Genomic DNA, 22,719 nt, shown 5'->3' with positions numbered 1-22,719 from the left:
CCGTTTGCGTCTTGCGGCTAGAGGACCCAGACGGTGCCGCCTAGGCGGCTGGGGCCGCCGCACTCGTCGACAATCTGGATCACACCCGGGAACTTGTCGCAGTAGTCGTGGCCCGCGATGATCTTGGCCCCGACGCGCTGCGCCCACTCAATGTCCTTCTTGGTCTCGACGTAGTCGTGCATGGCGTCGAGGAACACCATGGCCGGCGCGGGGCCGTCGTACTCCTCGAAGTACTTGTTCTTGTCCTCGCGGAGCTGCTGAACGTCGCCGGACTCGATCAGGTAGTAGAGCACCTGCCGGGCCAGGTCGTGCTGGACATCGGGCAGCAGCCCCCAGGGGTTCCAGCAGTAGTTGTCGACCGTGATGATCTTCTGCTCCGGCGCCTTGGCCAACGCCATGTGCGTCGCGGTGACGCCCAGGAGGGTGCCGATCTCGATGATTGGGCCGGGGTGCTGGCGCGACTCGCGGGTCAGCGTCTTGATCAGCTCGACGCCCTCCGGCTCGACCGTGCAGTCCAGCGGGTGGAAGCCCTGGATGCCGGCCATAACCTGCGGCGCGGGAGGCGGCGCTACGGCGGGCGCCGTGGCGCTGATCCGCCGGCGCAGCTGCCGGAACGGTCGGACACACTCCCGCACAATCTTCTGTGGCGGGGTGAGGGTAGCGCTTGTTGAGACGCTCATTCGGAGTTCCTTTCCTTGGCGTATCGCCGCGTGTCAGGCCGCGTGCAGCGTGCCCATGTCAACCTCCACCGCTCGGCCCGATTCCATCCGGACCACCCGCGTGGCAAGCGACAGCGTGCTCTCACGGTGGGTGATAAAAACAATTGTTCGGTCATGCCCGTACTCGGCGAGCGCCTCGTGGATCTGGCGCTCGCTGTCCACGTCGATCTGGCTGGTCGCCTCGTCCAGGATCAGCACCTCCGCGTCCCGCAGGAACGCGCGGGCGAGCGCCAGACGCTGCCGCTGGCCGCCGCTCAGGCGGCGCCCGTCGGTGCCGATCACGGTCTGGTAGCCCTCGGGCATCTCGCTGATGAACTCGTGGGCGCGCGCCATCCTGGCCGCGGCGACGACCTCCTCGTCGGTGGCGTCCCACCGCCCGTAGCGGATGTTGTGCATCACGCTCTCGTTGAACAGCTCCGCCTTCTGGCCGACCACCGCGAACCGTGACCGCAGGTCGGCCAGCGCGAACAGCCTAGTCGTGCAGCCGTTGATCAGCACGTCGCCGCCGGTCACGTCGTAGAAGCGGCAGATCAGGTTCACCAGCGTGCTCTTGCCCGACCCGTTCACCCCGACGATGGCGATCCGGTCGCGGTCGTGGATGGTCAGGTTCACGCCCCGCAGCACCTCGGTGCTTCCGTCGTAGCTGAACACGGCGTCGCGGAACTCGATGGTCTTGATCCGCCCCACCTGCCGGGGCTCGCCCTCGGGGTCGCGGATCCAGTGGTCCCGCTCTAGCAGCGGGTAGATGATGTTGGCGGCGGCCATGCCGCTGTTGATGCCGGCGATAACGCGGGACAGCTTCCGAAGCGGGTCCGCGGCGCCGATCAGGAACCCCAGGAAGACCGTGACCGCCGGGACGCTAAGCGGCGCCGAGGTCATCGGGATCCCGAAGATCGAGGTCTCCTGGTTGAGCACCAGGTACGAAGAAGTCAGTAGGCCGGTGCACAGCATGCCGATCCCGAGCAGCTCGGTCAGCGGGCTGGCGAGCGCCGCGTAGAACCTTGCGACCAACGCGATCTTCTGCATCTCGCCGGTGGAAGCGTGGAACCGGTCGCGCTCGAAGGGCTCCATCGTGTTCGACTGGACCGCTTGGTGCGACCCCAGCACGTCGAGCGCGATGTGGTAGAAACCGAGCGAGCGGTCGAGCATCTTCGTCGACAGGCCGCGCACCTGACGGTTGAGCCAGTAGATCAGGCAGGCGGCGAGCGGCGCCAGCAGCAGCGACGCCAGCGTCAGCCGCCACGAGATCATCATCGCGCCCACTAGGCACGACACGATCCTCAATGGCTCGTTCACGGCGCCGCTGAACACGCTGGTGATCCCGTGCGCAAGCATGTCGGCGGTGTGGGTGATGTGCGCCTGCACGCCGCTGATCCCGTAGGCCTGAAAGCTCGCCGGGTCGAGTTCCAGCGCCTTGTTGAACACGCGGCTGCGGATGTCCCGCACGATGCTCTCGGACACCCACCCCACCAGGATCGCGTTGGCCAGCACCAGCGCCACCCGGAGCAGCGTGCCCAGGAAAACCAACGCGACCACCCAGGCAATGGTTTCGAAGGGCTTGTTTGGCAGCCAGGCCGCGACGTTGTCGCGGACCCACTCGGCCGACGCGACCGACGCGCGGTTAACCTCGACCTCGACCCCCAGCTTGTCCGCCTGCAGGCGCAGCGCTGGGCGTTCTGCGGCGGGCGCCTGCTGCAGCTGCACTTCCACAGCGGCGAGCTGCTCCGAGTTCTCCGCCAACGCCCGCTCGGCCTCGGCTAGAGCCTCCAGGTTCCACTGCTGGGCGGACTTGCCGCTTAGGGTGGTCTCGATCAGGGGGAAGAGCGCCGCGATGTTGGCGCCCCACAGCGCGGCCACCAGCAGCGAGCAGGCGAATGCCCCCACTAGGTACGGCCACAGCCGCCCGCCTTCTTTCAAAGCCTGCAGGAAGTACTTCATCGGGCAGCAGCGGGAGAGCCGGATCGCGGTAGGAGAGCGGTGGGACGGCCGGGAATGTTCCAGAACTCGCCGCTGGCGTCAACGCCGCCTGGCGGCAATCTGCAAGCGTCCGCAACGAGCGCCCGCCAAGACGCCCCACCTATCGGTCTTACCGCCCTGCCAACAAAAACAGCGGCCCGCCTAAGGCGGGCCGCTGGGTTGGATCTCAGGGAGCTCGGCCGCGAGGCCAGCGGTGCTAGCTCTCGGGGATGACCTCGCCGTCCTGGCGGTTGGCCTGGAACCGGTGGGCGTCGGGGTCGATGTTGTACGAGACCGTCTGCACCGAGCCGTCGCAGAACACCATGTTCAGGCCGCCGGCGTGGGGGCTGCCGAAGGCGACGAGCGGCCTAACGGCGCTGTCGCCACTCGGCGAATCCTGGGCCGGTTGCCAGTCGGCATCAACCGAACCGGAGTAGAAACTGGTGATTCCCGGCCTCCAGGCAGTGCGTTGATTGTCCCACTCGTAGCCCGCGTACATTGACTGATTGTCGCCATAGCGACCGTTGTTCGACACGATATCGTTGCCGTCGTAAGCGTCGCTGGGGACGTACTTTTCGCCCACCAAGTAGGTGTGCGAGGTGCCATCAGACACCTGCCGCAGCTTGGTCTCGCTGTGGTACCCGATCACGCCCGACTGGAAGTTGTCGTTAGGCGAGGTTCCCCCGCGGCGAGCTGCGATCTCTGGGCTTGTTGTGTTCGGCCAGTCGAAGCCCGACGCCGCTGCCAATGAGGTCGGGGCGGGGATATTGTTGCCCGAGAAACCGTCCACCGCATGCTTCTGCGAGTCCCCGCTGTTGCCCGCGTAATCGCCAAGCGCGACGGTCTTGCCGCTGATGAATGTAAATTCGGGCGCCAGCGAACCGGACTGAACGCCGATCGCGACCGTGCGACGACTTGGGCAGTTGAAGACGTCGATCGGGGTTGCGATCAGCTGAGTGATGGCGTCACGCCACTGCTGAGAACCAACGGTTGTGTTCTTGCCCAGATCGCGGAGCGAGTTCTCTTCTAGGTAGCTGAACACGCTGTAGTACCAGCTGCCCGGCTGATCTTTTCCATAGCCCCGCGTTGGATCGGCGTAGAACTTTCCGCCCCAGCCCCCGGACGGGAAGTACTTGTGCGTGTCAACGTGAAGAATCGACGCGAGGCCGATCTGCTTTAGCTGGTTCTTACACTGCGTCCGACGGGCCGCCTCGCGGGCCGCCTGCACGGCAGGCAGCAGCAGAGCGATCAACACGCCGATGATCGCGATCACCACCAGCAGTTCGACGAGGGTGAATGCCGGCCTGAACCGCTGGTTGACTGATGAGTTGATAGATTGGCGAGGCATAGCAGACAGCTTTCTTGCTCCGGATAAATGCGTGACCCGCGGGACACGTGAACGAACCTCCGCCCGAACTCTGTAGTGTCAAACTAACCCGCCGGGGAGAGAATCAGCAAGACAATAGTTCGTAAGCATTTCTCACTTTCGCGCACACACCAAAAGCCGTCTAGCCCCTGTTGATTCGTCGTTCGGCGTCCCGAATCGAGCCTGCAGGGAACCGAAAACAAACCGCACGGGCGCTCGCCTGAGCGCCCGTGCGGGCGAGTGCAAAAACTAAGGCAGCCGAACGGTTAGCGGACGCGACGACGCACCGCCGCCAGGCAACCGCCGATTGCGACCAGCAGGCCGGTCGCCGGCTCCGGCACGTCGATCGACGACACCACGACGTTGTCGAAGATGCCGAAAGTCAGGTCGGGACGCGAAGTCACCGACGAGAATAGGTCCGCGTAGTACAGGCCGATATTGCCATCGGACGTGTAGGGCTGGTCGATTCGGACGATCTCACGACGCGTACCGTCGGGCTTCTCCAGCGTCACGATGGCCCTGCCCGCGTCGACATTCGTGTTGATCTCGAAGGTCACCCATTGGAAGCCGGGGCTGCCTGCGGTTCCGGGCGGGAACGAAAGTTGGAGCTGGCTCCCCGGAGGAGCGACCCCGGGCAGGAAATTGGCGTAGTGGCCCACAAACCCATTGCGGCTGCCGCCGGTCATGTCCTCGTTGGCGAGGAACGAGCCGTCCGCGAACGCGCGCCAGTCGCTGCCGGAGCCGCCATCGTTGGTGGCGATGATCTGCGCGCCAACGCCGATATCGGCGGAGGTGTCGTCGTAGCCCACGCCGCCGCCGATGAACTCGGTGGTGCCGGCGGAGCCGCCATTGATCCGCTCGTCAACGTCGTAGTTGGTCCAAGTGTCAAAACGCAGCTGGTACGAGCCCGAGAAGCTCTGGCCCGTCGGGTAGAGGGTGAAACCCGCCGCGGCAGCCGAGCCGCTGTCGGTGTTGGCGACCGCCTTCACTCCCGAAGTGGCGGTGTCGCCTCCCTGGCTGTTCGGCGCCTCAGGGATTCCGTCGGCGCTGTAGTCGTAGCCGAAGGTGGCGGCGTGGTCGCCATCACCGAACGAGTTGATGCCCCAGCCGGCCCCGCTCGCTAGCTCGTCTCGGAACAACTCGGCCGCGTCCGCCGGGGCCGCCAAAAAAAAGGTCAGCGACGCCAGAGTCGCAAACCTCAGCGATGTGCTCATCATTAGAAACTCTCCCAAAAAAGACTTAACAAGGAAGTACGCCTGCAAAGGTGAAGCCTTATCTCCGTCGTTTGATCCCCATCAGCGACGACACCAGCAGCAGCACGGCGGCCGCCGGCTCGGGGGCGACGCCGGTCCCGGCGGCCGCGGACGACGAAGCGCCGTAGTTGTCGCGCCAGACGTCGTAGTCGCCCGAGTCGATGACCCCATTGCCGTTGCCGTCGGCGCCGTCGCCGGTGGCGACGCTGTCGCCCAGCGTGTCGCGCCAGTTGGTGTAGTCGGCGGCGTCCACGACGCCGTCGTTGTTGTAGTCGCCCGCTAGGCCTACCCCGGGCTCGGTCACGATGAACGAGCCGTCAGAGCCGGTGATCGCCAGCGTGTTGCCTCCCGGGCTGAACACCTGCAGCAGCTCCGAGATGTTGTTCGTCACGTAGACGTTGCCGGCGGCGTCCAACGAGATAGGCGCCCGGACATGCCGCGACAGCTGCCCTTCGATGTCGATCGACTCGATGTTGGTGATGAAGTCGTCGCTGGTGTCGCCGGGGGTGCCGTTGTCGTCGACATCGATGACGGGCAGGCCGTTCTCGTCGAGCGGGATCACCAGGATGCCGCCGCCGCCAACGACGCTGCCGGCACCCAGGAACGGGTTATTGCCGTCGCCGCCATCGATATCGTCGTCGGTAAACTGCTCGGCCAGGTGCACGTACATCTTCGAGCCGTCCGGCGCGATGGTCAGCGACCCGAACGAACGGAAGATGTCCTGGATTCCGCCGCCCAGCTCCTCCACGTTCGAGTTGTTGCCGTCCAGGTCATTGTCGATGGACCACTGCTTCGACGCGAACTCGATGGTCGGGCTCATGCCGTCGACGCCGTCCGGTGTGACGATGATCAGCGACGACTCGTTGCCGTGGGTGCGGGACTGCGTGAGGTAGAACTTGTTGAACTGCGGCTCGTAGTGGGCGTCGTGGTAGATGCCGTCGACGCTGATGCTGAACCAGAGCGCCTCGTCGACGTCGATCGCTGTGGATGCGATCTCTAGGGCCGGCGCGCCGTCGTAGTTGGTCTGCGATCCGGCGTCCCACCGCCACACGCTGTAGGCGTCGTCCGAAGAGGTGAACGAATCGCCGTCGATATCAAGGTCCTCGTCAACGCCCCAGATTGTCAGGTCGACGCCAACCGTGCCTGTGACCATCGGCTTCGACTGAATCGAGCCGTGAACCTCCTCGTTGTTGCCATTGAGGAACAGGCCGGCCGCCCGGTCGCCGTCCTCGAACCGCAGCACCAACCCGCCGTTCACCAAGTTAGGGTCGGCGTACTTGAATCCGCCGTGCTGATCGGAAAAGTCCGACGCGATCAGGTTGCCAGAGTCGTCCAGCGCGATCTGCCAGGGAGACGAGCCCCCATTGTTGGCGGTCGACCAGCCCGTCGGGAGCTTGGCGAGCGACGCGTCGTTCGCGTTGGTCTGGGCGGCGAAGTTGTTGGCCAGATCCACACTAATCAGGTCTGCCGACAACGAGTAGATGCCCTCGCCCATCGCCCGTTGGGTGACGTTGGGGATCTCGGCGACCGGCAGGGGGTGCGAGATGTAAACAGTGCCGAAGTAAGGACTCGATGGGTCCTGGTTCACTACGACGCCGTTGGGGCGGAAGTAGTAGGTGTGCAGGTTGCTGGCGTCCGATAGCTCGGTCCACGCCTTCGGGGCGTCCTTAGCGACCTGAATCTCGAAGTCATTGAAACCGGTCATGTCGAACGTGTGGCGACCGGCCGCGGGGCTGCTGAGCGAGACCGGGTTGGCGCCGTCGCGGAGAATCGTGATCGAGTCCGCCGACTCGTTCAGGACGAACTCCCAGCTGTTGCCCGACGTATTGCGTACTTGGGAAGCGTAGGGGACCGCGAGCACCGCGGTAGAAGAAAGCAGCAGGACCAGCGCCGCGTTGGCTGTTAAGAGTCGCGCACAAACCATGTGATACTTTTCCAGGTTGGTCGAAGGTGCTGTCATGAGGCGTTACGCAAACTGCGGCAATGGCGGTAGATAATTCGCAGATTGCCCATACGTTGGTTCAAGTTAACAGCTCCGCCAGAATCTCTTGAACGCATTTGCGTACCGTTTTCGCTCAACCGCGCAGCGGACGGCTGTTGCGCGGAACTCCGCAGCGTTCCGGACGGCAAGCGGGCTCGGCCAAGGTGGTTGACCGCAATCAGCGGAAGCTTCGCCGTAGGAGCGCTCCGCCGCAAATTGGCCCACTCTTTTAACCGCACACATGCGGCTAAACGCGACCCTCCGCAGTTGAGAACCGGCTCGCCCAAGACGACTCAAAGCAGGTCGAACTATTGAGCATCACAAGACGCGTGGCCAGACAACCGTGAGCCGACGCAGTGGTCGTTGCTGGTTCTGCATCGACGGGTCGTCGCCTCCGGGCAATACGACCGACGCGTCGACTTGAGGTTCGTCTTTACTACTCATTAGTTCGCGTTGGTTGTGCAGCAGCAGTTGCTGGGGCTCCGAAAGTATCGGAGCGGGCGGTCGCTCCGCAGGTTGGTCCGACCGCCCGTCGAGTGTGGCGCTGGCGTCGGGTTGGTTGGCTCTGGAAAACAGGGCGAACGCGGCGTCGGCAGTCTCTGACAGCGGTGCCTCACGCGGATTCCTTTCAGCCGGTTGGAAGGCCGGCGCCGCCACGGGGGCCTGCGTCGCGGTCGCGCCGTAATTTCTCCGCCAGAGGGCCAGGTCGGGCTGATCAACTACTCCGCTATGGTCGCCGTCCGCCGAGAGGTCGTCGGTCGAGCCGAGCGTGTCCCTCCACACCGTGTAGTCCGCCGCATCGACCGCGCCGTCGTGGTTGTAGTCGCCCTCGAGCTCTCCTCCGAAGAACAACGGCGGCGTGGGCGGCGTGTCCATCCCCGCGCCCAAGAAGTAGCTGGGGTGCGGCGGCTGATTGTAGTAGATGTTCTGGGTCGCGACCTGCTGCCGGTACTGCGAGTCGTGCATGAGCGTCGGGACCCGCATGCTCGCTGCGATCGTGGTGGACCAGATCTCCAGTGCCGAGTTGTCGCTGCGGCGCCAGATGACCTCCTCGCGCCAGTCGCCCAGTATGTCGGCGGACAAGGCTGGGGTCGCCTTGGTGCCGTTGTTGCTCGACAGCCCGGCGGTGCTGTTGATGCCCGAGTTGGCGAACGAGACAAGGTTTTGCCGGCCCGGGCTGGCCCAGTCGTACCGCCACTTGGAGATCGTCGTGCCGTCGAGCAGTTCGCGGAGCGGGTCGGCGTCCCACCAGACGGCAAAGTTGTACTGGATGTTGGCGGGCGCGGGGTAGATGGCGCCCTGCTGCACGTTGTAGATGGTCGGCGTGCCGTTGACCGAGTCGTTGATCGAAGCCCAGAACTCGAAACCGGGGTAGTTGGGGTCGATGTCGAACGCCACCCCGCGGCCAACGTCGCCCGTGGCGGGGATGCCGTAGAGCAGCTGGCCGGTCATCGCGTCGCGGTAGTCGCCGCCGGCGTCGCCGTACTCGCCGGGGTTCTCGTGGGGCTCGAAGATCTCCAGTCCGGGGTTGTCCGGGTCCATGTCCGCGACGTGCAGCGCGTCGCCGTGGCCGCGGCCGGTGCTGTACAGCCCGGCCCCGTCGTGGTCGACGACCATCGCGCCCCACACCACCTCGTCGAAACCATCGCCGTCCACATCGGCTACGCTGACCGCCTGGTTACCCTGGCCGACGTACTCCGGGTTCGTGTCGCGTCCGGTCCCCTCGGTCGCGGTGAAGGTCCACCGGTCGGTGAGCTGACTGTTGCGCCAGTCCCACGCGACCAACTCGGTCTTCGACCGTCCGGCCTGCCCGTGGTAGATGCCGCGGCCGGTGACCAGGCTGGGCCGCTGGCCGTCGAGGTACGCGACTGTGTACTTGTGTGTGGTGGACCGGTGCCCGTAGCTGTCGCCCCAATCGGTGACGTCGCCGCGGGCGGGCTGGAGCGGCGTGGTGGCGAGCACGCCGCCCGTGAGCCCGTCGAAGACCGTGAGGAACTCCGGGCCCGTGGTGACCCAGCCGTCCGGGTTCCGCCAGTCGGCGTCGGGGTCGCCGAGCACCTCGCCCGTCCCGGAGACCGTGCCGTCGGACGTGTTCATCGCGACCTCGGCGCGGCCGTCGCCGTCGAAGTCGTAGACGATAAACTGCAGCGAGCTGGCGATGGTCTTGAGGTTGGGCCCCACGTCGATCCGCCACAGGAGCGCGCCGTCCAGGTCGTACGCGTCGACGTACATGTTGGCCGACAGCTCAAACAGGTCGGCGGGCTCGCCGTTCCACTTGACGATCACCTCGTAGTCGCCGTCACCGTCGAGGTCGCCGACGCTGGCGTCGTTCGCCGTGTAGTAATGGGTGACCCCGTCGGAAGTGGTGACCGGGTCGGGGATCTGCAGCGGGATCGTCAAGTGCTGCTCGATCTCGGCGTTCGCGGGCACGAGGTACGTCTTGCTGGCGGGCAGTTCGACCCCATCCACCACCGGCCGGACGTAATACGCGTTGGAGGTCGCAAGATTGGCCGAGGCGTCTACGAAGTCGGTCGTTTGGGTCAGCGGGAACGCGTTGAGCTTTACGCCGCCGGCCCGCGTGGCGCGGTACACGTTGAACGCGACGTCGGCCGGGTCGTCCCCCAACAGCCGCCACCCGAGGTACACCTCGCCGGACGAACGCCGCAACGCCACCAGCCCCCGGTCCAGCTTCTCCGCCTGCCGCGGCAGGACAACCGGATCCTCCGGGTAGGGGTCGTCGATGGGGTCGTCTTCAAACTCGAGCACCAGCTGGGGTCGGAGCGCCTCGTCCGTCGCCTCGCGTGACGTGTAGCCCCAGCCGCGCACCGCGTCGGTGTCGACGTGGGTGACGAAGGTCGCCAGACCGCCATCCGCCGCGCGCGACTGCAGGAACGCCACGAGGTCCGGGCCGGTGACCTCCTGCGCGGCGCCGTCGGCGTTCACGACGCTCTCGAACACCCCCGCGCCGCTCTCCTGGTCCAGGTTGAACAGCCGCGTCAGGTCCAGTGCGCCGCCCGCGTACTCGCCGCCCGGGTTCCCCTCGGCGAGCGTCGCCTCGCTCCAATCCTGCGGCGTGTTGCCGGCCCGCGCGGTGAGGCCGTACACGTCGAACCGGTCGGTGACGATGGTGTCGTTGCGGCTGGCGCCGGTCTTGTACAGCCTGAGCGTCGCGGCGGTCAGGGAGTCGAGCGAGAGACCCGACAGGTCGAACCGGACGTACGCCGCGTAGTCGCCAGTGGAGCTGTTGGCCAACACGTCCAGCACTTCCGCGGCCCCGGCATTGGCGCCCGCCCGCGTGTAGGTGTCGGCGTTTGACGTGAGCGTCGTGACGCTGAGGACCCGGCGCTCTTCGAGCCGTTCGATCCGCAGACGCCGGGCGCGATGATTAATCAAGACGGTTCTCTACTCACAGACGAGCGGCGGGAGCGTGCGGTCCGCTGCAACAAACAACTGCTAGCCCTTCATGATAGCTGCCGCCCTTCTGCCGGTAACTTCGTTGGCTGCAAGTGGTTGTCGAACACCCGCAATCACGCCCTGAATAAACCGCACCCTATCCACGCCACACGCCCGTGCAATCAAAGTAGCCCGCAGCCACCTCAATCGTTAGATTGCGGCGCCGCCCCATTCATCGCTCGAGGCGGAGCCCCGCACCCCGCCGCCCCGCCGATGCTCTGCCGATCGCTCGCCACGCTGCTGCTCCTCGCCACATCCGCGGCCGCCGGGCCGTACAGCGAGCTGTTCGTGTTCGGCGACAGTCTCTCCGACACCGGCAACACCAGCTACTACACCACCGACGGGCCCTGGGCGTGGCTGGCGCCAGACACGCCGGGCGACGCCTACTGGCAGGGGCGTTTCTCCAACGGGCCGGTGTTCACCGAGTGGCTCGCCGAGGGGCTGGGCCTAGGCCCCCTGACCTCCGACACGTTCGGCGGCAACAACTTTGCGTACGGCGGCGCGTACACCTCGGGGTCGCCGCTGGGGCAGAACCTCTTTGTCGACGACCTCGACGACCAGATCGAGACCTTCCTCGGCGCCCGCACCCCGACCGCGACCTCGCTGGCCACGGTGCTGATCGGCGCCAACAACTTCCACCTCGGCGAGCAGACCAATGTCAGTGTGCCCGCGGCCCACGTGGGCGCCGCGTTGGCCGACCTGGCGGCGGCGGGCGTGCAGAACTTTCTGGTGCTCAACCTGCCGTGGCTCGGCCTGACCCCCGCCCACCAGGACGAGGCCGCCGAGTGGAACCAGCGGTCGATCGACTACAACGCCGAGCTGGCCGCCACCTACGACGCGTTCGAGGCGTCCCACTCCGGCGCTGCGCTCTTCCGGCTCGACCTGGCCGGGCTGCTCAACGATCTCATCGCCAACGCCGCGACACGCGGGTTGGTGAACGTCACCGATCAGGCGGCGCCCGGCCTGTCGCCGGGCGACAGCGGCTACGACCTTTCGCGGGTCGTCGACGACCCGGACACGTACCTTTTCTGGGACGGCCTGCACCCGACCGCCGCCGTGCACCGCCTGCTGGGGTACGCCGCGGTGAGCGCGGTGCTGCCGACCGGCGACTACAACCGAGATGGACAGGTCACCGCCGCGGACTACGAGGTGTGGCGCGCGTCGTACGGGTCGACCACCGACCTGTACGCCGACGGCGACTTCAACGGCCGGGTCGACGCCGCCGACTACACCCTGTGGCGCGACGCCCTGGGCGCCGCGCCGGCGACCGCCGCCGCGCCCGAGCCCACCGCCGCCGCACTCGCGGCAGCGTGCGCCCTGCTGGCCACCGTGCGGCGCCTAATCTGAGCGCCCACTAGAAGAATTTTGTCCCTTTTGGCGCTATCGATCCTTAGGGACAAAAGTCGGGCCCCACGACAGGCGCCGACATGCGTTTCGCCCTTGCATAGCAGTATTTCCTGTCATCTGCTGCTCCCAGCAGATCCGACTTTTGTCCACCCTTGCGCGTCAATAAGGACAAAAGTCGGAGCCCCACCAACCACCAACCACCAACCACCATTCGACCACACCGGGTGGCCGGTTTCAGCAACGAAATCACTGGAACGTGAGCGTGCCTAATCCGCTAGGCAGCCGGAGCTGGCGCCCCACCGGTGGCAGCCCCTGCATCACTCTTCGTACACCCGCGCCATGGCCGCCGGGGCGGACGGCGCCAGGTAGGTGCGGCGTGCGACCTGCCGGGGCGCCTCGGCCGAGTCGCCGCTCGGGGCGTACAGGCTCAGGCCCTGCCGGCGTCCCACGGCACGCAGGTCGTGCAGCAGCTGCTCGATCTCCAGGTGCACCTGCTGCGTCTGGCTAATGACCAACGCTTGGGCGGCCAGCAACGGACGCACCTCCGCCTCGCCGCCGCCGTTCTCGGCCCAGGTCTCCGCAGCGATCGTCGATACGATCGTGTCGAGCAAACCGTCGACGGGACCTCCGTACCGACCAGCTCGCAGCGAACGCTCCACCGCCAGGAAGTCGCCGATCGGATAGACCCGTGTCACGAGTTTGGTCTCGGCCTCTTCCTCGGTGGTGATTACGAGCAGCTCGTTGCGGAAGCACCACGAGAGCTCAAGCTGGGCGAGCCCCTCCTCCAGGAACGCCCGCAGGGTCACCTCACGCATCGACGTGGTGAGCGGCTCGTCGGCCCCGATGCCGAGGTCGTCGAGGGCCGTCTCGTCGATCATCACACGTACGCCGAGCTGGCGCGACAGCGACGCCGCCACATGCTCGAGCGGCGTGTCGTTGACTTCCACCGTGACCCGTTCGGCCAGCAACTGGTGCAGCCCGCTCCAGTCGACATCGGAGGCCGCGGGGGTCGGCGCCTCTGCCCAGAGCGAGGTCGGCGGCGTTCCCATCAGTGCTAGCGCCATTGCGGTCAGCAGGTTAGCGTAAGGTTTCATGTTGCGCCGGCTACAAGGTAGGAGAAAGAGGGTGGGCAGTGCTGCAGTGAGGCGGCTAGGGCGTGTGGTCGGTTCGCCGCGTGGCGAACAAACTATTGCCGCGACGCAATAGTCCGACCGGTTCCGGTAGAATACCCCACGCGTCGACGCTTTTCCCACCGACCTCCCGCTCCGGAGCGACCGCCTTGACCCGCACCCGCCCTCGTACTGTGTGTCTCCCGCTGCTCTGCGCAGCCGCCGCCTGGCTGGCGGCCGCGCCGGCCCCGTCCGTGGAGCTGCCGATGAAGCGGGTTGTGGCGTTCAACTCGGGCGTGGCGTTCTTCGAGTACGCAGGGACCGTCACCGGCGACCAGACCATGACGCTGTCGTTCGACGCCCGCGACATCAACGACGTGCTCAAGAGCCTGGTGCTGCTGGACCTGGACGGCGGCCACGCGTCGGCCGTCACGTACGACAACCGCGAGCCGATCGCCCGCTCGCTCGAGGCGCTGAGCGTCGACCTCCGCGCAAACGCGGGGCTGGCGGACCTGCTGCGTCAGCTGCGTGGCCACATCATCCAGCTCGCCGACGAGAAGCAGACCCGCGGACGCATCGTCAGCGTCGAGCGTCGCCGCGTGCCCGGCGGCGACGAGCCGCTTGAGCAGGACGTCCTGCTGCTGAGCGTCAAGGGCGTTTTGCGGACCTATGCCGTCGAGGGTCTGCCGGGGCTGCGGCTGGCGGACGAGCAGCTCAACGCCGACTTCCAGCGCGCGCTCGAGCTGCTCGCGATGCGCAGCAGCTCGGAGACCAAGCAGGTGACCATCGACTTCCGCGGCGAGGGCGAGCGTCGCGTGCGGGTTGGTTTGATCCAGGAGTTCCCCGTCTGGAAAACCAGCTACCGCCTGGTGCTGGACGACGACGACAAGCCGCTGCTGCAGGGCTGGGCGATGGTGGAGAACACCAGCAACGCCAAGTGGGAAGGCGTCGACCTGGCGCTGGTCAGCGGGCGGCCGATCTCTTTCCAGATGGACTTGTACGAGCCGCTCTACGTCCGTCGCCCTATGGTCAAGGCCGAGCAGTTCGCCGGGCTCGTCCCGCGCGTGCACCAGGGCGCGTTCGACTCCGACCCGTTCGCCGACGCCGACGCCGACCCCTTTGACGCCCGTCAGCTCGACATGCCGGCGAGACAGCGGGGCGGCGGAGGATTCGGTGGCGGCGGGTTTGGTGGCGGGGGCGGCGCCTTCGGGGGCAGCGCCGGGGTCAACCTGCCCGAGGAACGGGACCTGTCACGCGGCATGCAGTCCTCCCAGCAGACCGCCGCTGTCGGCGGCGAGGTTGGAGAGTTGTTCCGCTACCAGATCGCGACGCCGGTCACCCTCGATCCGGAGCACTCGACGATGCTGCCGATCGTCAACAGCCAGGTCCAGGGGGAGCGGCTATCGATCTACAACGCCGCCGTGCACAGCGTGCACCCGCTCCGCGGGCTGCGGCTGACCAACTCGACCGACCTGCACCTGGCGGCCGGTCCGATCACGGTGTTCGACGGCGGCGAGTACGCGGGCGACGCGCGGCTGGGCGACGTGCCTGCCGGCGAGCAGCGGCTGCTAAGCTACGCGGTTGACCAGGAGTGCGAGGTGACCACCCGCCAGCTCGACGCGGTCCAAACGTTGGTCGACGCCCGCATCGTGGGCGGGGCGATCGTGCTGAAGCACCGCACGGCCCGCGACCACGTCTACGCGGTGAAGAACGCCGCCGACAAGCCGCGGACCGTGCTGATCGAGCACCCCGTCGACCCGCTGTGGGAGGTGACCATGCCGGCCAAGGCGGCGGAGACCACCCGCGACTGGCGACGCTTCGAGCTGTCGGTCCCCGCGGGCGAGACCGACACCCTGCGGGTCGGTGAACGGAGCGTCAGCGAGCACTCGGTGGCGTTGTCGTCGATCAACGATCGGCTGCTTGCAACCCTGTTGGCCGACGACGCGGTAGGTCACGAAGTCAAGCAAACGCTACGCGAGTTTGCCCAGCGTCGGCGCGAGCTCGCCGCGGCCCAGGCCGCGTTGGCGGCCACCACCGGCCGTCTGACCAACATCGCTTTGGAGCACAACCGCATCCGCAAGAACATGCAGACGCTCGACAAGACCAGCCAGCTCTACCGCCGGTACGAGGAGAAGCTGGGCGCCCAGGAGACCGAGATCGAGCGGCTGCAAACCACCTCCCGCGAGCAGCAATCGCGGATCAACGAGTTGAAGCAGCAGCCGAACTGAGCGGCCCCGCCGCTACAGCGTGAACCGGCTGACCTTGCTCTCCAGCCGCTCGGAGGTCTGCTGCAGGCTCTCGCACCGCGCGGAGATCAGGCGGCTCCCCTCGGACGACTCCTCGGACGCCTGGGCGACGCTCTCCGTGGCGGCGGACACCTCGCCGGCCATCTGGTTCTGCTGCTCCGCCAGAGTCGAGACCTGCTCGATCTGCCCGTGCAGGCTCTGGATCCCTTCGATGATGCGGGCGAGCTGCTCGGCCACGGCGCGGCTGTGCGACACGCTGTCGGCCACCGCGCGGGACGAGGCCTCGAGCATGCCGCCGATGGTGGCGGCCGACTGGTTGCAGCGCTGGGCCAGCAGCTTGACCTCCTCCGCCACTACGGCGAAGCCCTTGCCGGCGTCGCCGGCGCGGGCCGCCTCGATGGTGGCGTTGAGCGCCAGCAGGCTGGTCTGGTCGGCGTTCTCGACTATCTCGGCCAGGCCGACCTGGATCCGCGCGGCCTCGGCCTCGAGCTGCGCCATCGACTCGTTGGAGGCCCGCACGGTCGCCTCTCCGGCCGCGGCGACCTCGCCCGACTCGACCGCCGACCGGACGAGCTGCTGGGTGTTGGCGCGGACCTGCTCGATGCTCTGCAGCAGGCCGCGGGTGGTGTCTCGGATCATCTCGACCGCGGCCCGCTGGCCGTCCATGCGGCTCGAGACCCGTTGCGACTCGGCGCCCGCCTCGGCGGTCTCGCTGCGCACGACGCCCGCCTCGACGGTGATGTCGGAGATCAGCCCGCGGAGCTCGCCGAACATCGAGTCGACCGCGTCGCGGAGGTCGCAGAGCTGGACGATCTCCTGGTCGTCGCCGGCGGCGGTGGTCAGGTCGCCGGCCGCGCCCCGGTTGAGCCGGGCGCGGAGCTGGGCCACGTCGTTGTGCAGGGCGTCGGTGGTCTGCTGCATCCGCGCCGACGCGACGGCGCCGTCCCGCATGACGCGCAGGTTCTGGGCGGTGACCAGCAGCAGCACGGCGTCCTCGAAGACCACCCAGCAGGCGTGCTCGATCGCCAGCCACAGCGACGGCGAGCCGATCCCGAAGATCGAGAACGGCATCAGCAACCCGCGGCCGACGTGGTCCACGGCCGCCACCAAGGTGGCGATCAGAATAGTCCAGGGGTCGCGGTAAGCGGCCAGGAACGCCAGCGAGACAAACACGTGGAAGTGGGCCTCGCTGCGGCCGCCCATCAGGTGGATCAGCAGCGCCGAGACCATCAGCTGGCTGGCGGCGAACACGTACCGCGTCAGCCGCTGGCCGGGGCGTAGGAAGCCGAGCGTCGCGGGCCCCAGCGTGATCAGACCGCCCAGGATCAACGCGGTCCACACGTGCGTGTGCACCCAGGACTGCGCGCCCTGCCACGCGTGCGACGAGTAGTAGAACGCCGTGGCGATCAGGCCCGCGTACTGCAGCACCATCAGCCAGGAGAACAGCCGGTCGGCGTCGCGACGGCAGCCGTTGAGTTGTTGGTCGTAGAGGCTCTGCTCGAGGTCGTTCATATCTCTTTAGCTCTGCCAGCAAGTCGTTGTAGTTGCGGCGCACTACCGCGGGTCCCTAGCCCTCCAAGCGGCATCCGAAGACAGGAAAGGTGTGCACACCGGTCGGCGGGTCACCGGACTCCGAGAGCAGCCGATCGACGGTCTGCCGGCCCTCGTTGGCGCCCTCGTGGCCCCGTCCGGCCGTGATGCCGCCCGAGAAGCGCAGGCGGCCGTTTGCGTCGTATACCAGGCACTGGCCCGAGGTCGCTGCGTCGAAGCTCCGGCAGACCTTTCCGCCGGGGTCCCACGCGGCGTCGAGCAGCGGGTGCTGCTGGACCATGTCGACGGTTGGGCTCGCCCGCCACTCGGCGTCCGCCCCCTCGGGCTGCCAGAACACGACCGTGGCGCGCAGCGCGTGGGCCTCGACCACGTGGGTCAGCTCGGCGATGCTCGCCCGCGTGCACGAGCAGCGGGGGTGCGCAAACAGCAACACACGCGCCCGGCCCGCGGCCCCCTCAAGCGTGCCATCGCGCCAGGTCTGCGGTCCGTCGGCGAGCTCCCCCGCCCGGGCGCCGTAGGTGTGGAGGTACCCGAACCCAATCAGCACGAGGGAGGCCCAGGCGCCGACGATCAGCACTTCGTTTCGTTTTCTCGCGGCACGCTGCTTCACGCGACCTATTCTCGACCGAGGAGTCTTCTTTCTCGCCCCGGTTTACTGCTGGCGACACGCCGTCCGGGGTCCTGGCCCGCACTCTCTGGCGGGGCCTAGACAAAATTAGGTCACCCACATCGCCGTGGTGGTTTCTGCTCGGCAGAAAGCTGCAGCCTGCCGCAAACCGCCGGTTGCCTGAGTCGGGCGGCGGAACAGCCGGTCCAGCCCGCGCGAAGCGCAGCAGAAAAGGCGCCCGCCCGCCGGGGTCCGGGGAAACTCGGACCGCCGGCAGACGGGGCGCCACCCAACTCATCTCAACAGGCGCCGCGCGTCACCGCCAGGTGAGCACGCGGAACACCCCATCGCCGTTGCGGATCCGCTCGGGCATGCTAAGCAACCGGTCGCGGTAGACGCTCAGCAGCACGGCCGCCGTGAAGAACGACGCCCCGCCAACCATCATGTACACCGCGACGCTCTGCAGCCGGTCCGGCACGTCGATCAGCATCACCAGGCTCACCAGGTACGCGGCGAGCGACGCGGCGCCGACCAGTGTGGTCGAGCGGACGCGGCACAACACGCCGGCGCCCAGCAGCCCGAGGCCGACCCCCAGCACGCCGATCTCGTGGATCATCACCCACGCCCAGTGCGCGTGCTCGGCGTCAAACCGGTTGGAAATCAGCCCAAACACCAGCGGCCCCGCGGCGAGCACGCTCCCCGCGAACAGGTTGAACGTCACCGCGCCGCTGGGGCTGTCGGTCTCGCGGCGCCAGCCGAGGTGGCCCGCCACCAGCAGCAGCCCGCCGCAGGCGGCCAGCAGCAGCTCGACCCGCTGGCCGAACGTCAGCAGCGAGAGCGAGTTGACCACCAGCACGCCGAACAACGCGTGGCAGCCCGCCAGCGTGAACAACGCCCGACGCGGCGCCGACGTGCGGGCCATCGCCCCGGCGAGCACCGCCACGGCGGACTGGCCAACCATCAGCCCGGCCAGCTCCCACACGGTCTCGCCGGCGGCGAGGCGGTTGAACGTGAGCAGCACCCCCGCCACGCCGCCCAGGCCGGTCAGCAGGTAGCCGATAAGCTCGAGGCCCGAGTGCGAAGAGGGCTTGCCGTCGGCCGGCGCGGCGCTCAGCAGCCGCCCGCCCGCCAGGCAGACCAGCCCCATCACGCTGCCGGCCAGCATCGGCGCGTAGGTCACCAGACCCGCTACCAGCAGCCACTGCCAGGCCGCGGCCCACGCCGACACCGCCGCGATTGCAGGCGCAACTGCGTTGCCGCGTCGCCGGTCGTCGCGGGCCATCGAGGCGAGCGCGAACAGCCCGGCGGTTTCCGCGAAGAACAATCCGATCATCAGTCGCGACCCGGCCGCGGCGCCCGCCGGCAGCAGACCCAGCACGACCGCTGAGGCCAGAACCAGCAGCGTCGCGCCGGCCACCTGCGCCGCCTGCCGCCACGCGGACCGCGCGTAGGCGTCGGTTGCTCGGCCGGCGGCAAGGTGCACCGCCACCGGCGCCGCCGCCAGCAGGGCCAGCATCGTAGCCATGGTCCCGACGCCCGCCAGCATCAGCCCGCCGGCGCCAGCCAGCACCGCGGCGACGGCCGCCGTCTCGAGCGCGAAGGACGCGCCGGCGTGACGGCCCCGTTTGAACTGCATCACCCAGGTGGCGGTCGACGTGCCCGCCACGGCCAGCATTGCGCCGACGTACCAGGCGTCGATCTCGAACGCCGGCAGCACGCCCGGCTGGAACACGCCCCGCACAAACTGCGCGGCGCCCAGCAGCAGCGCGGCCAGCGAGAACAGGTTGGCCATCACGCCGGTCGCGGCGCCGATCTGGTCCACCGCGGCGCCGGCGTTCGGCTCGGCGTCGGGGTCAGCGTCGGCGCGACGCAGCCGCAGCGCGGCGCCGGTCGCGGCGTTGGCCGCCAAAGCGGTCGACGCCAGCACCACCACCAGCAGCTGCTCGGTGAGCGGCTGGGCGACCAGGTCCAATGCGATCACCTCGCACCACAGCAACGCCACGATCCCCGAGTACGCGTAGCGGGCGCCGCCCTGATGGTTGAACAGCGAGTAGAAGTAGGTGTAGGCGCCGACCAGCGCCAGCCCCAACGCCATCAGCTTGACCTTCGCCACCGCCGCCACGTCGGGCGCCTCGAACAGGCCGAGCTCGGCGAACACCGGGTCGTAGAGCCGGCCGACGAGCCGACCCACCAGCAGCACCGCCAGCCCAACCGCCATCACCACGTGCCCGGACTGGAAGAACGCCAGGCCGAAGCGCTGGCGGCTAAAGGGCCCGTCGCCGGGGGCGAAAAGCCGCTCGGCGTGCACGCACGCCACGCCGATCACCACCAGCAGCGCCGACGGCGAGATGATCTCCCACAGGCGGTCGACCCGCTGGTCCGCTAGGAACAGCAGGCCGGTCATCGTCACGCCGCCCACCAGCGCGTACACGAACGCCGGGTCCTTCAGCAGCCTGGCGATGCCGGCGTACAGCGCGCAGATGGCCAAAGCGGGCGCCCACAGGTGGCCCCCGTCCTTCAGCGTGATCAGGCCCTGCGCGTCGTAGAACCAGAGGTTGAGCGGCATCACCAGGCAGGCCAGCAGCGTCACCGCCCGGCCCGCGGTTTGGTAGGGCGTGCGCAGCACGACCGCGGCGCCAGCGGCCAGGGCGGCCAGGTTCGCGCCGCCCAGCAGCGAGGCCACCACCAGCTTGTTCTCGAACACGCCGACCGACCACAGCCAAACCACCAGGCCGATCACCAGCAGGCCGCCGCCGCAGCTCATCAGCGCGTACAGGCTGCGTGGGTCGAGCAGCATCTCGGCCCAGCCCCGTTTGACGGGCGCCTCCTTCGGCGCCTGCGGCGTGGACGGCGGAGGCGGCTCGTACGGACGCCCAGCGCGGGCCGCTGTGATCCTCCGCTCCACATCCCCCACCATCAGCCCGGCGGCGCCCGGCGAGATCCGCTTCGCCCCGTGCTGGCGGCGGATCTCCCGTTTGAGGAACGAGAGCACCTGAAGCTGGGCGACAACCTCTGGGCCGCGGTTCGTGGCGGGGCCTTCGATCGACAGCAGCTCGCTGTAGTCGGTCGTTGGGTCGAGCCTCTGACGCCAGGCGTCGTAATCCTCGCGGACCAGCTGCAGTTGCTGTTCGTCCAGCAGCCCGTCCTCACGCCAGGCTGCAAATCTCTCTTCCGCGGCGTCGATTGCCGACAGCAGGTCGGCGGCGTTCGCACTCATGATGGTTCCCCTCAAGCAATGAAATGGAGTTGGGCCGCCCGCCGCCTGCTCCGGCAACTTTCCGCGCGAGCAGCGTGGGCACTCGCGTGCAAAGCAATGCCGGCGCCAACCGGCCAGCCCAGCTGCAAACGCCTGATACCGTGATACTTACGGCCGAAGCCGAAAACTTAGCTCTTCAGGTGACCGCACCCCGCGTGTACAACGGATGAATGCAGGCAGACATTCAATGACACCCCGACCCTCCTCGCCATGCCCTTCCTGTCCGCCGATGAACGCCAGTTCCTGGAACCCCTCGCCCGCCTGGCGTACTGCAACCCGTTTACTCCCGAGCGGCTCGAGCTCGAGCAGGCGGCGCTGGGCGACCAGTACGAGGTCGAGGAGCATGTCGCCTGGAGCCGCACCGCTCCCGAGCACACCGAGCGGCCGAATGTTGCGCGGCTGACAAAGCGCGCCGACGAGCTCTCCACCGCGCTCCGCGGCCGCCTGGCGGACGGCCGGTCGGCTACTTCCGACGAGCTGCGGCTGTACGAGGACCTGGTGATCTACGCGCTGTACTACCGCTGGATCGCCACGCTCTCGCCCGCCGGTGTCGGCGGTCACAAGTCGGCGGTGGCGTCGGCCTGGGAATCGTTCAGCAAGGAGTACCAGCACTTCCACCGCGTGCCCGGCCTGCCGGCGCCCGAGTCGACTCCCGAGCACCTGTTCGCGTGCCTGCTGCAGGTGCGGCGGGCGTTCCGCGGCATCTTCGACTGCATCCTGGGCGGGTCGATGCCGGCGGCGCGGCTGCGCGCGATGGTGTGGCAGTCGATCTTCACGCACGACATGCGCCGCTACCGCCGCGTGCTTTACGACCGCATGGCCGACCTGTCGACGCTGGTCACCGGGCCTTCGGGGACCGGCAAGGAGCTGGTCGCACGGGCGATCGCGCAGTCGCAGTTTGTCGCCTTCGACCCCAAGACACGCAGCCTGCGTGGCAAGCCGGACCAAGGGTTTGTGGCGCTCAACCTGTCGGCCTTATCGCCGACGCTGATCGAGTCGGAGCTGTTCGGCCACTGCCGCGGCGCGTTCACCGGCGCCGCCGGCGAGCGTTCGGGCTGGCTGGAGGGCTGCCCGCCGCACGGCGCCGTATTCCTCGATGAGATCGGCGAGCTCGACCCGGCCGTGCAGGTCAAGCTGCTCCGCGTGCTGCAGAACCGCACCTTCTGCCGGCTGGGCGAGTCGGCCGAGCGGACCTTCGTCGGCAAGGTGATCGCCGCGACCAACCGCGACCTGGCGGCGGAGATGCACGCCGGCAGGTTCCGGCAGGACCTGTACTACCGCCTGTGCTCGGACCGCATCGAGACGCCGTCGCTCCGCGAGCAGGTGAACGACCGGCCCGAGGCGCTGGCCAGCCTCGTGACGCTGATCTCCGAGCGGGTCGCCGGCCCCGAGGCGGAGCAGCTCGCCGCGGAGGTGCAGCAGTGGATCGCGGACCACCTGCCGCCCGACTACCCGTGGCCGGGCAACATCCGCGAGCTGGAGCAGTGCGTCCGCAACGTGCTTGTCCGGCGGGAGTATGCCCCACGCCCCAACCACCAGACGCGCAGGCCCGAGCTGCCGGGGTGGCTGGCCGGCGCCGACGCCGGCGAGCTGACCGCCGACGAGCTGCTCCGCCGCTACTGCACTGCGGTCTACGCGCGTCTCGACAACTACGAGCAAACCGCCAAACGGCTCGGCCTCGACCGCCGCACCGTGCGGAGCAAGATCGACCAGGACCTGCTAGCAGAGCTTCGGGCCGGCGCGGGCGACTGACCGCGCCGTCACAGCCGGCAACACCAGCACATCCCCACGTCTGGCCTACGGGTTGTGGCCATCGTTGCACCGCTAGCTCATACTGACGGGAGTCCCTCCGACTCCCCCCTCCTTAGTCCCACC

General features: G+C 67.9%; 13 protein-coding genes. 3 read left to right on the top strand and 10 right to left on the bottom strand.

Annotation, left to right across the window (positions count from 1 at the left end; genetic code table 11):
* Positions 1-17: 17 nt before the first annotated feature.
* From KOR34_RS10080 to KOR34_RS10055, 6 genes are all read right to left on the bottom strand, one after another.
* Complete coding sequence (locus KOR34_RS10080) at positions 18-680, bottom strand: hypothetical protein (protein ID WP_146564460.1); 663 nt, start codon at positions 678-680, stop codon at positions 18-20.
* Between the two features lie 33 nt (positions 681-713).
* Complete coding sequence (locus tag KOR34_RS10075; protein WP_146564459.1) at positions 714-2,657, bottom strand: ABC transporter ATP-binding protein; 1,944 nt, start codon at positions 2,655-2,657, stop codon at positions 714-716.
* A gap of 235 nt (positions 2,658-2,892) precedes the next feature.
* Positions 2,893-4,023: a DUF1559 family PulG-like putative transporter gene (locus KOR34_RS10070; RefSeq protein WP_146565939.1), complete on the bottom strand. Its 1,131-nt coding sequence runs from the start codon at positions 4,021-4,023 to the stop codon at positions 2,893-2,895.
* Between the two features lie 284 nt (positions 4,024-4,307).
* Positions 4,308-5,255 (bottom strand): PEP-CTERM sorting domain-containing protein, encoded by a 948-nt coding sequence (locus KOR34_RS10065; RefSeq protein WP_197531299.1) that lies wholly within the window; start codon positions 5,253-5,255, stop codon positions 4,308-4,310.
* A gap of 58 nt (positions 5,256-5,313) precedes the next feature.
* Entirely contained in the window at positions 5,314-7,254 is a 1,941-nt protein-coding gene (locus KOR34_RS10060; protein WP_146564457.1) for a hypothetical protein, read from the bottom strand.
* A 339-nt stretch (positions 7,255-7,593) separates the two neighbouring features.
* A complete protein-coding gene (locus KOR34_RS10055; RefSeq protein WP_146564456.1) occupies positions 7,594-10,668 on the bottom strand; it encodes a rhamnogalacturonan lyase family protein in 3,075 nt (1,024 codons plus the stop codon).
* A gap of 273 nt (positions 10,669-10,941) precedes the next feature.
* Between KOR34_RS10055 and KOR34_RS10050 the strand changes: the two genes are divergently transcribed.
* On the top strand, positions 10,942-12,075 hold the full coding sequence (locus KOR34_RS10050; protein WP_197531298.1) for an SGNH/GDSL hydrolase family protein: 1,134 nt from the start codon (positions 10,942-10,944) through the stop codon (positions 12,073-12,075).
* Between the two features lie 317 nt (positions 12,076-12,392).
* On the opposite strand, the gene KOR34_RS10045 is transcribed toward KOR34_RS10050, so the two are convergent.
* Positions 12,393-13,169 (bottom strand): hypothetical protein, encoded by a 777-nt coding sequence (locus KOR34_RS10045; RefSeq protein WP_146564454.1) that lies wholly within the window; start codon positions 13,167-13,169, stop codon positions 12,393-12,395.
* A 209-nt stretch (positions 13,170-13,378) separates the two neighbouring features.
* On the opposite strand from KOR34_RS10045, the gene KOR34_RS10040 reads away from it, so the two are divergent.
* A complete protein-coding gene (locus KOR34_RS10040; protein ID WP_146564453.1) occupies positions 13,379-15,412 on the top strand; it encodes a DUF4139 domain-containing protein in 2,034 nt (677 codons plus the stop codon).
* Positions 15,413-15,424: 12 nt separating this feature from the next.
* Here KOR34_RS10040 and KOR34_RS10035 read toward each other — a convergent pair whose 3' ends face one another.
* The 3 genes from KOR34_RS10035 to KOR34_RS10025 form a co-directional block, all read right to left on the bottom strand.
* The gene (locus tag KOR34_RS10035; protein ID WP_146564452.1) at positions 15,425-16,942 is read right to left on the bottom strand and encodes a methyl-accepting chemotaxis protein; all 1,518 of its coding nucleotides are present in this window, start codon (positions 16,940-16,942) and stop codon (positions 15,425-15,427) included.
* Between the two features lie 55 nt (positions 16,943-16,997).
* A complete protein-coding gene (locus KOR34_RS10030) occupies positions 16,998-17,591 on the bottom strand; it encodes a RedB protein (protein WP_146564451.1) in 594 nt (197 codons plus the stop codon).
* A 313-nt stretch (positions 17,592-17,904) separates the two neighbouring features.
* The gene (locus KOR34_RS10025; RefSeq protein ID WP_146564450.1) at positions 17,905-20,805 is read right to left on the bottom strand and encodes a hypothetical protein; all 2,901 of its coding nucleotides are present in this window, start codon (positions 20,803-20,805) and stop codon (positions 17,905-17,907) included.
* Between the two features lie 249 nt (positions 20,806-21,054).
* On the opposite strand from KOR34_RS10025, the gene KOR34_RS10020 reads away from it, so the two are divergent.
* A complete protein-coding gene (locus tag KOR34_RS10020; RefSeq protein ID WP_146564449.1) occupies positions 21,055-22,596 on the top strand; it encodes a sigma 54-interacting transcriptional regulator in 1,542 nt (513 codons plus the stop codon).
* Positions 22,597-22,719: the final 123 nt, after the last annotated feature.

The organism is Posidoniimonas corsicana, assembly GCF_007859765.1.
Classification (GTDB): domain Bacteria; phylum Planctomycetota; class Planctomycetia; order Pirellulales; family Lacipirellulaceae; genus Posidoniimonas; species Posidoniimonas corsicana.
The sequence above is the reverse complement of the archived record's forward strand: the minus strand, read 5'-3'. Positions and strand labels throughout refer to the sequence as shown.

Bases quoted from the DNA above. Each gene is read 5' to 3' on its own strand.
- KOR34_RS10075 (WP_146564459.1), bottom strand. From the start codon at position 2,657: ATGAAGTACTTCCTGCAGGCTTTGAAAGAAGGCGGGCGGCTGTGGCCG.
- KOR34_RS10050 (WP_197531298.1), top strand. From the start codon at position 10,942: ATGCTCTGCCGATCGCTCGCCACGCTGCTGCTCCTCGCCACATCCGCG.
- KOR34_RS10065 (WP_197531299.1), bottom strand. From the start codon at position 5,255: ATGAGCACATCGCTGAGGTTTGCGACTCTGGCGTCGCTGACCTTTTTT.
- KOR34_RS10035 (WP_146564452.1), bottom strand. From the start codon at position 16,942: ATGAACGACCTCGAGCAGAGCCTCTACGACCAACAACTCAACGGCTGC.
- KOR34_RS10025 (WP_146564450.1), bottom strand. From the start codon at position 20,805: ATGAGTGCGAACGCCGCCGACCTGCTGTCGGCAATCGACGCCGCGGAA.
- KOR34_RS10045 (WP_146564454.1), bottom strand. From the start codon at position 13,169: ATGAAACCTTACGCTAACCTGCTGACCGCAATGGCGCTAGCACTGATG.
- KOR34_RS10070 (WP_146565939.1), bottom strand. From the start codon at position 4,023: ATGCCTCGCCAATCTATCAACTCATCAGTCAACCAGCGGTTCAGGCCG.
- KOR34_RS10020 (WP_146564449.1), top strand. From the start codon at position 21,055: ATGCCCTTCCTGTCCGCCGATGAACGCCAGTTCCTGGAACCCCTCGCC.
- KOR34_RS10080 (WP_146564460.1), bottom strand. From the start codon at position 680: ATGAGCGTCTCAACAAGCGCTACCCTCACCCCGCCACAGAAGATTGTG.
- KOR34_RS10060 (WP_146564457.1), bottom strand. From the start codon at position 7,254: ATGACAGCACCTTCGACCAACCTGGAAAAGTATCACATGGTTTGTGCG.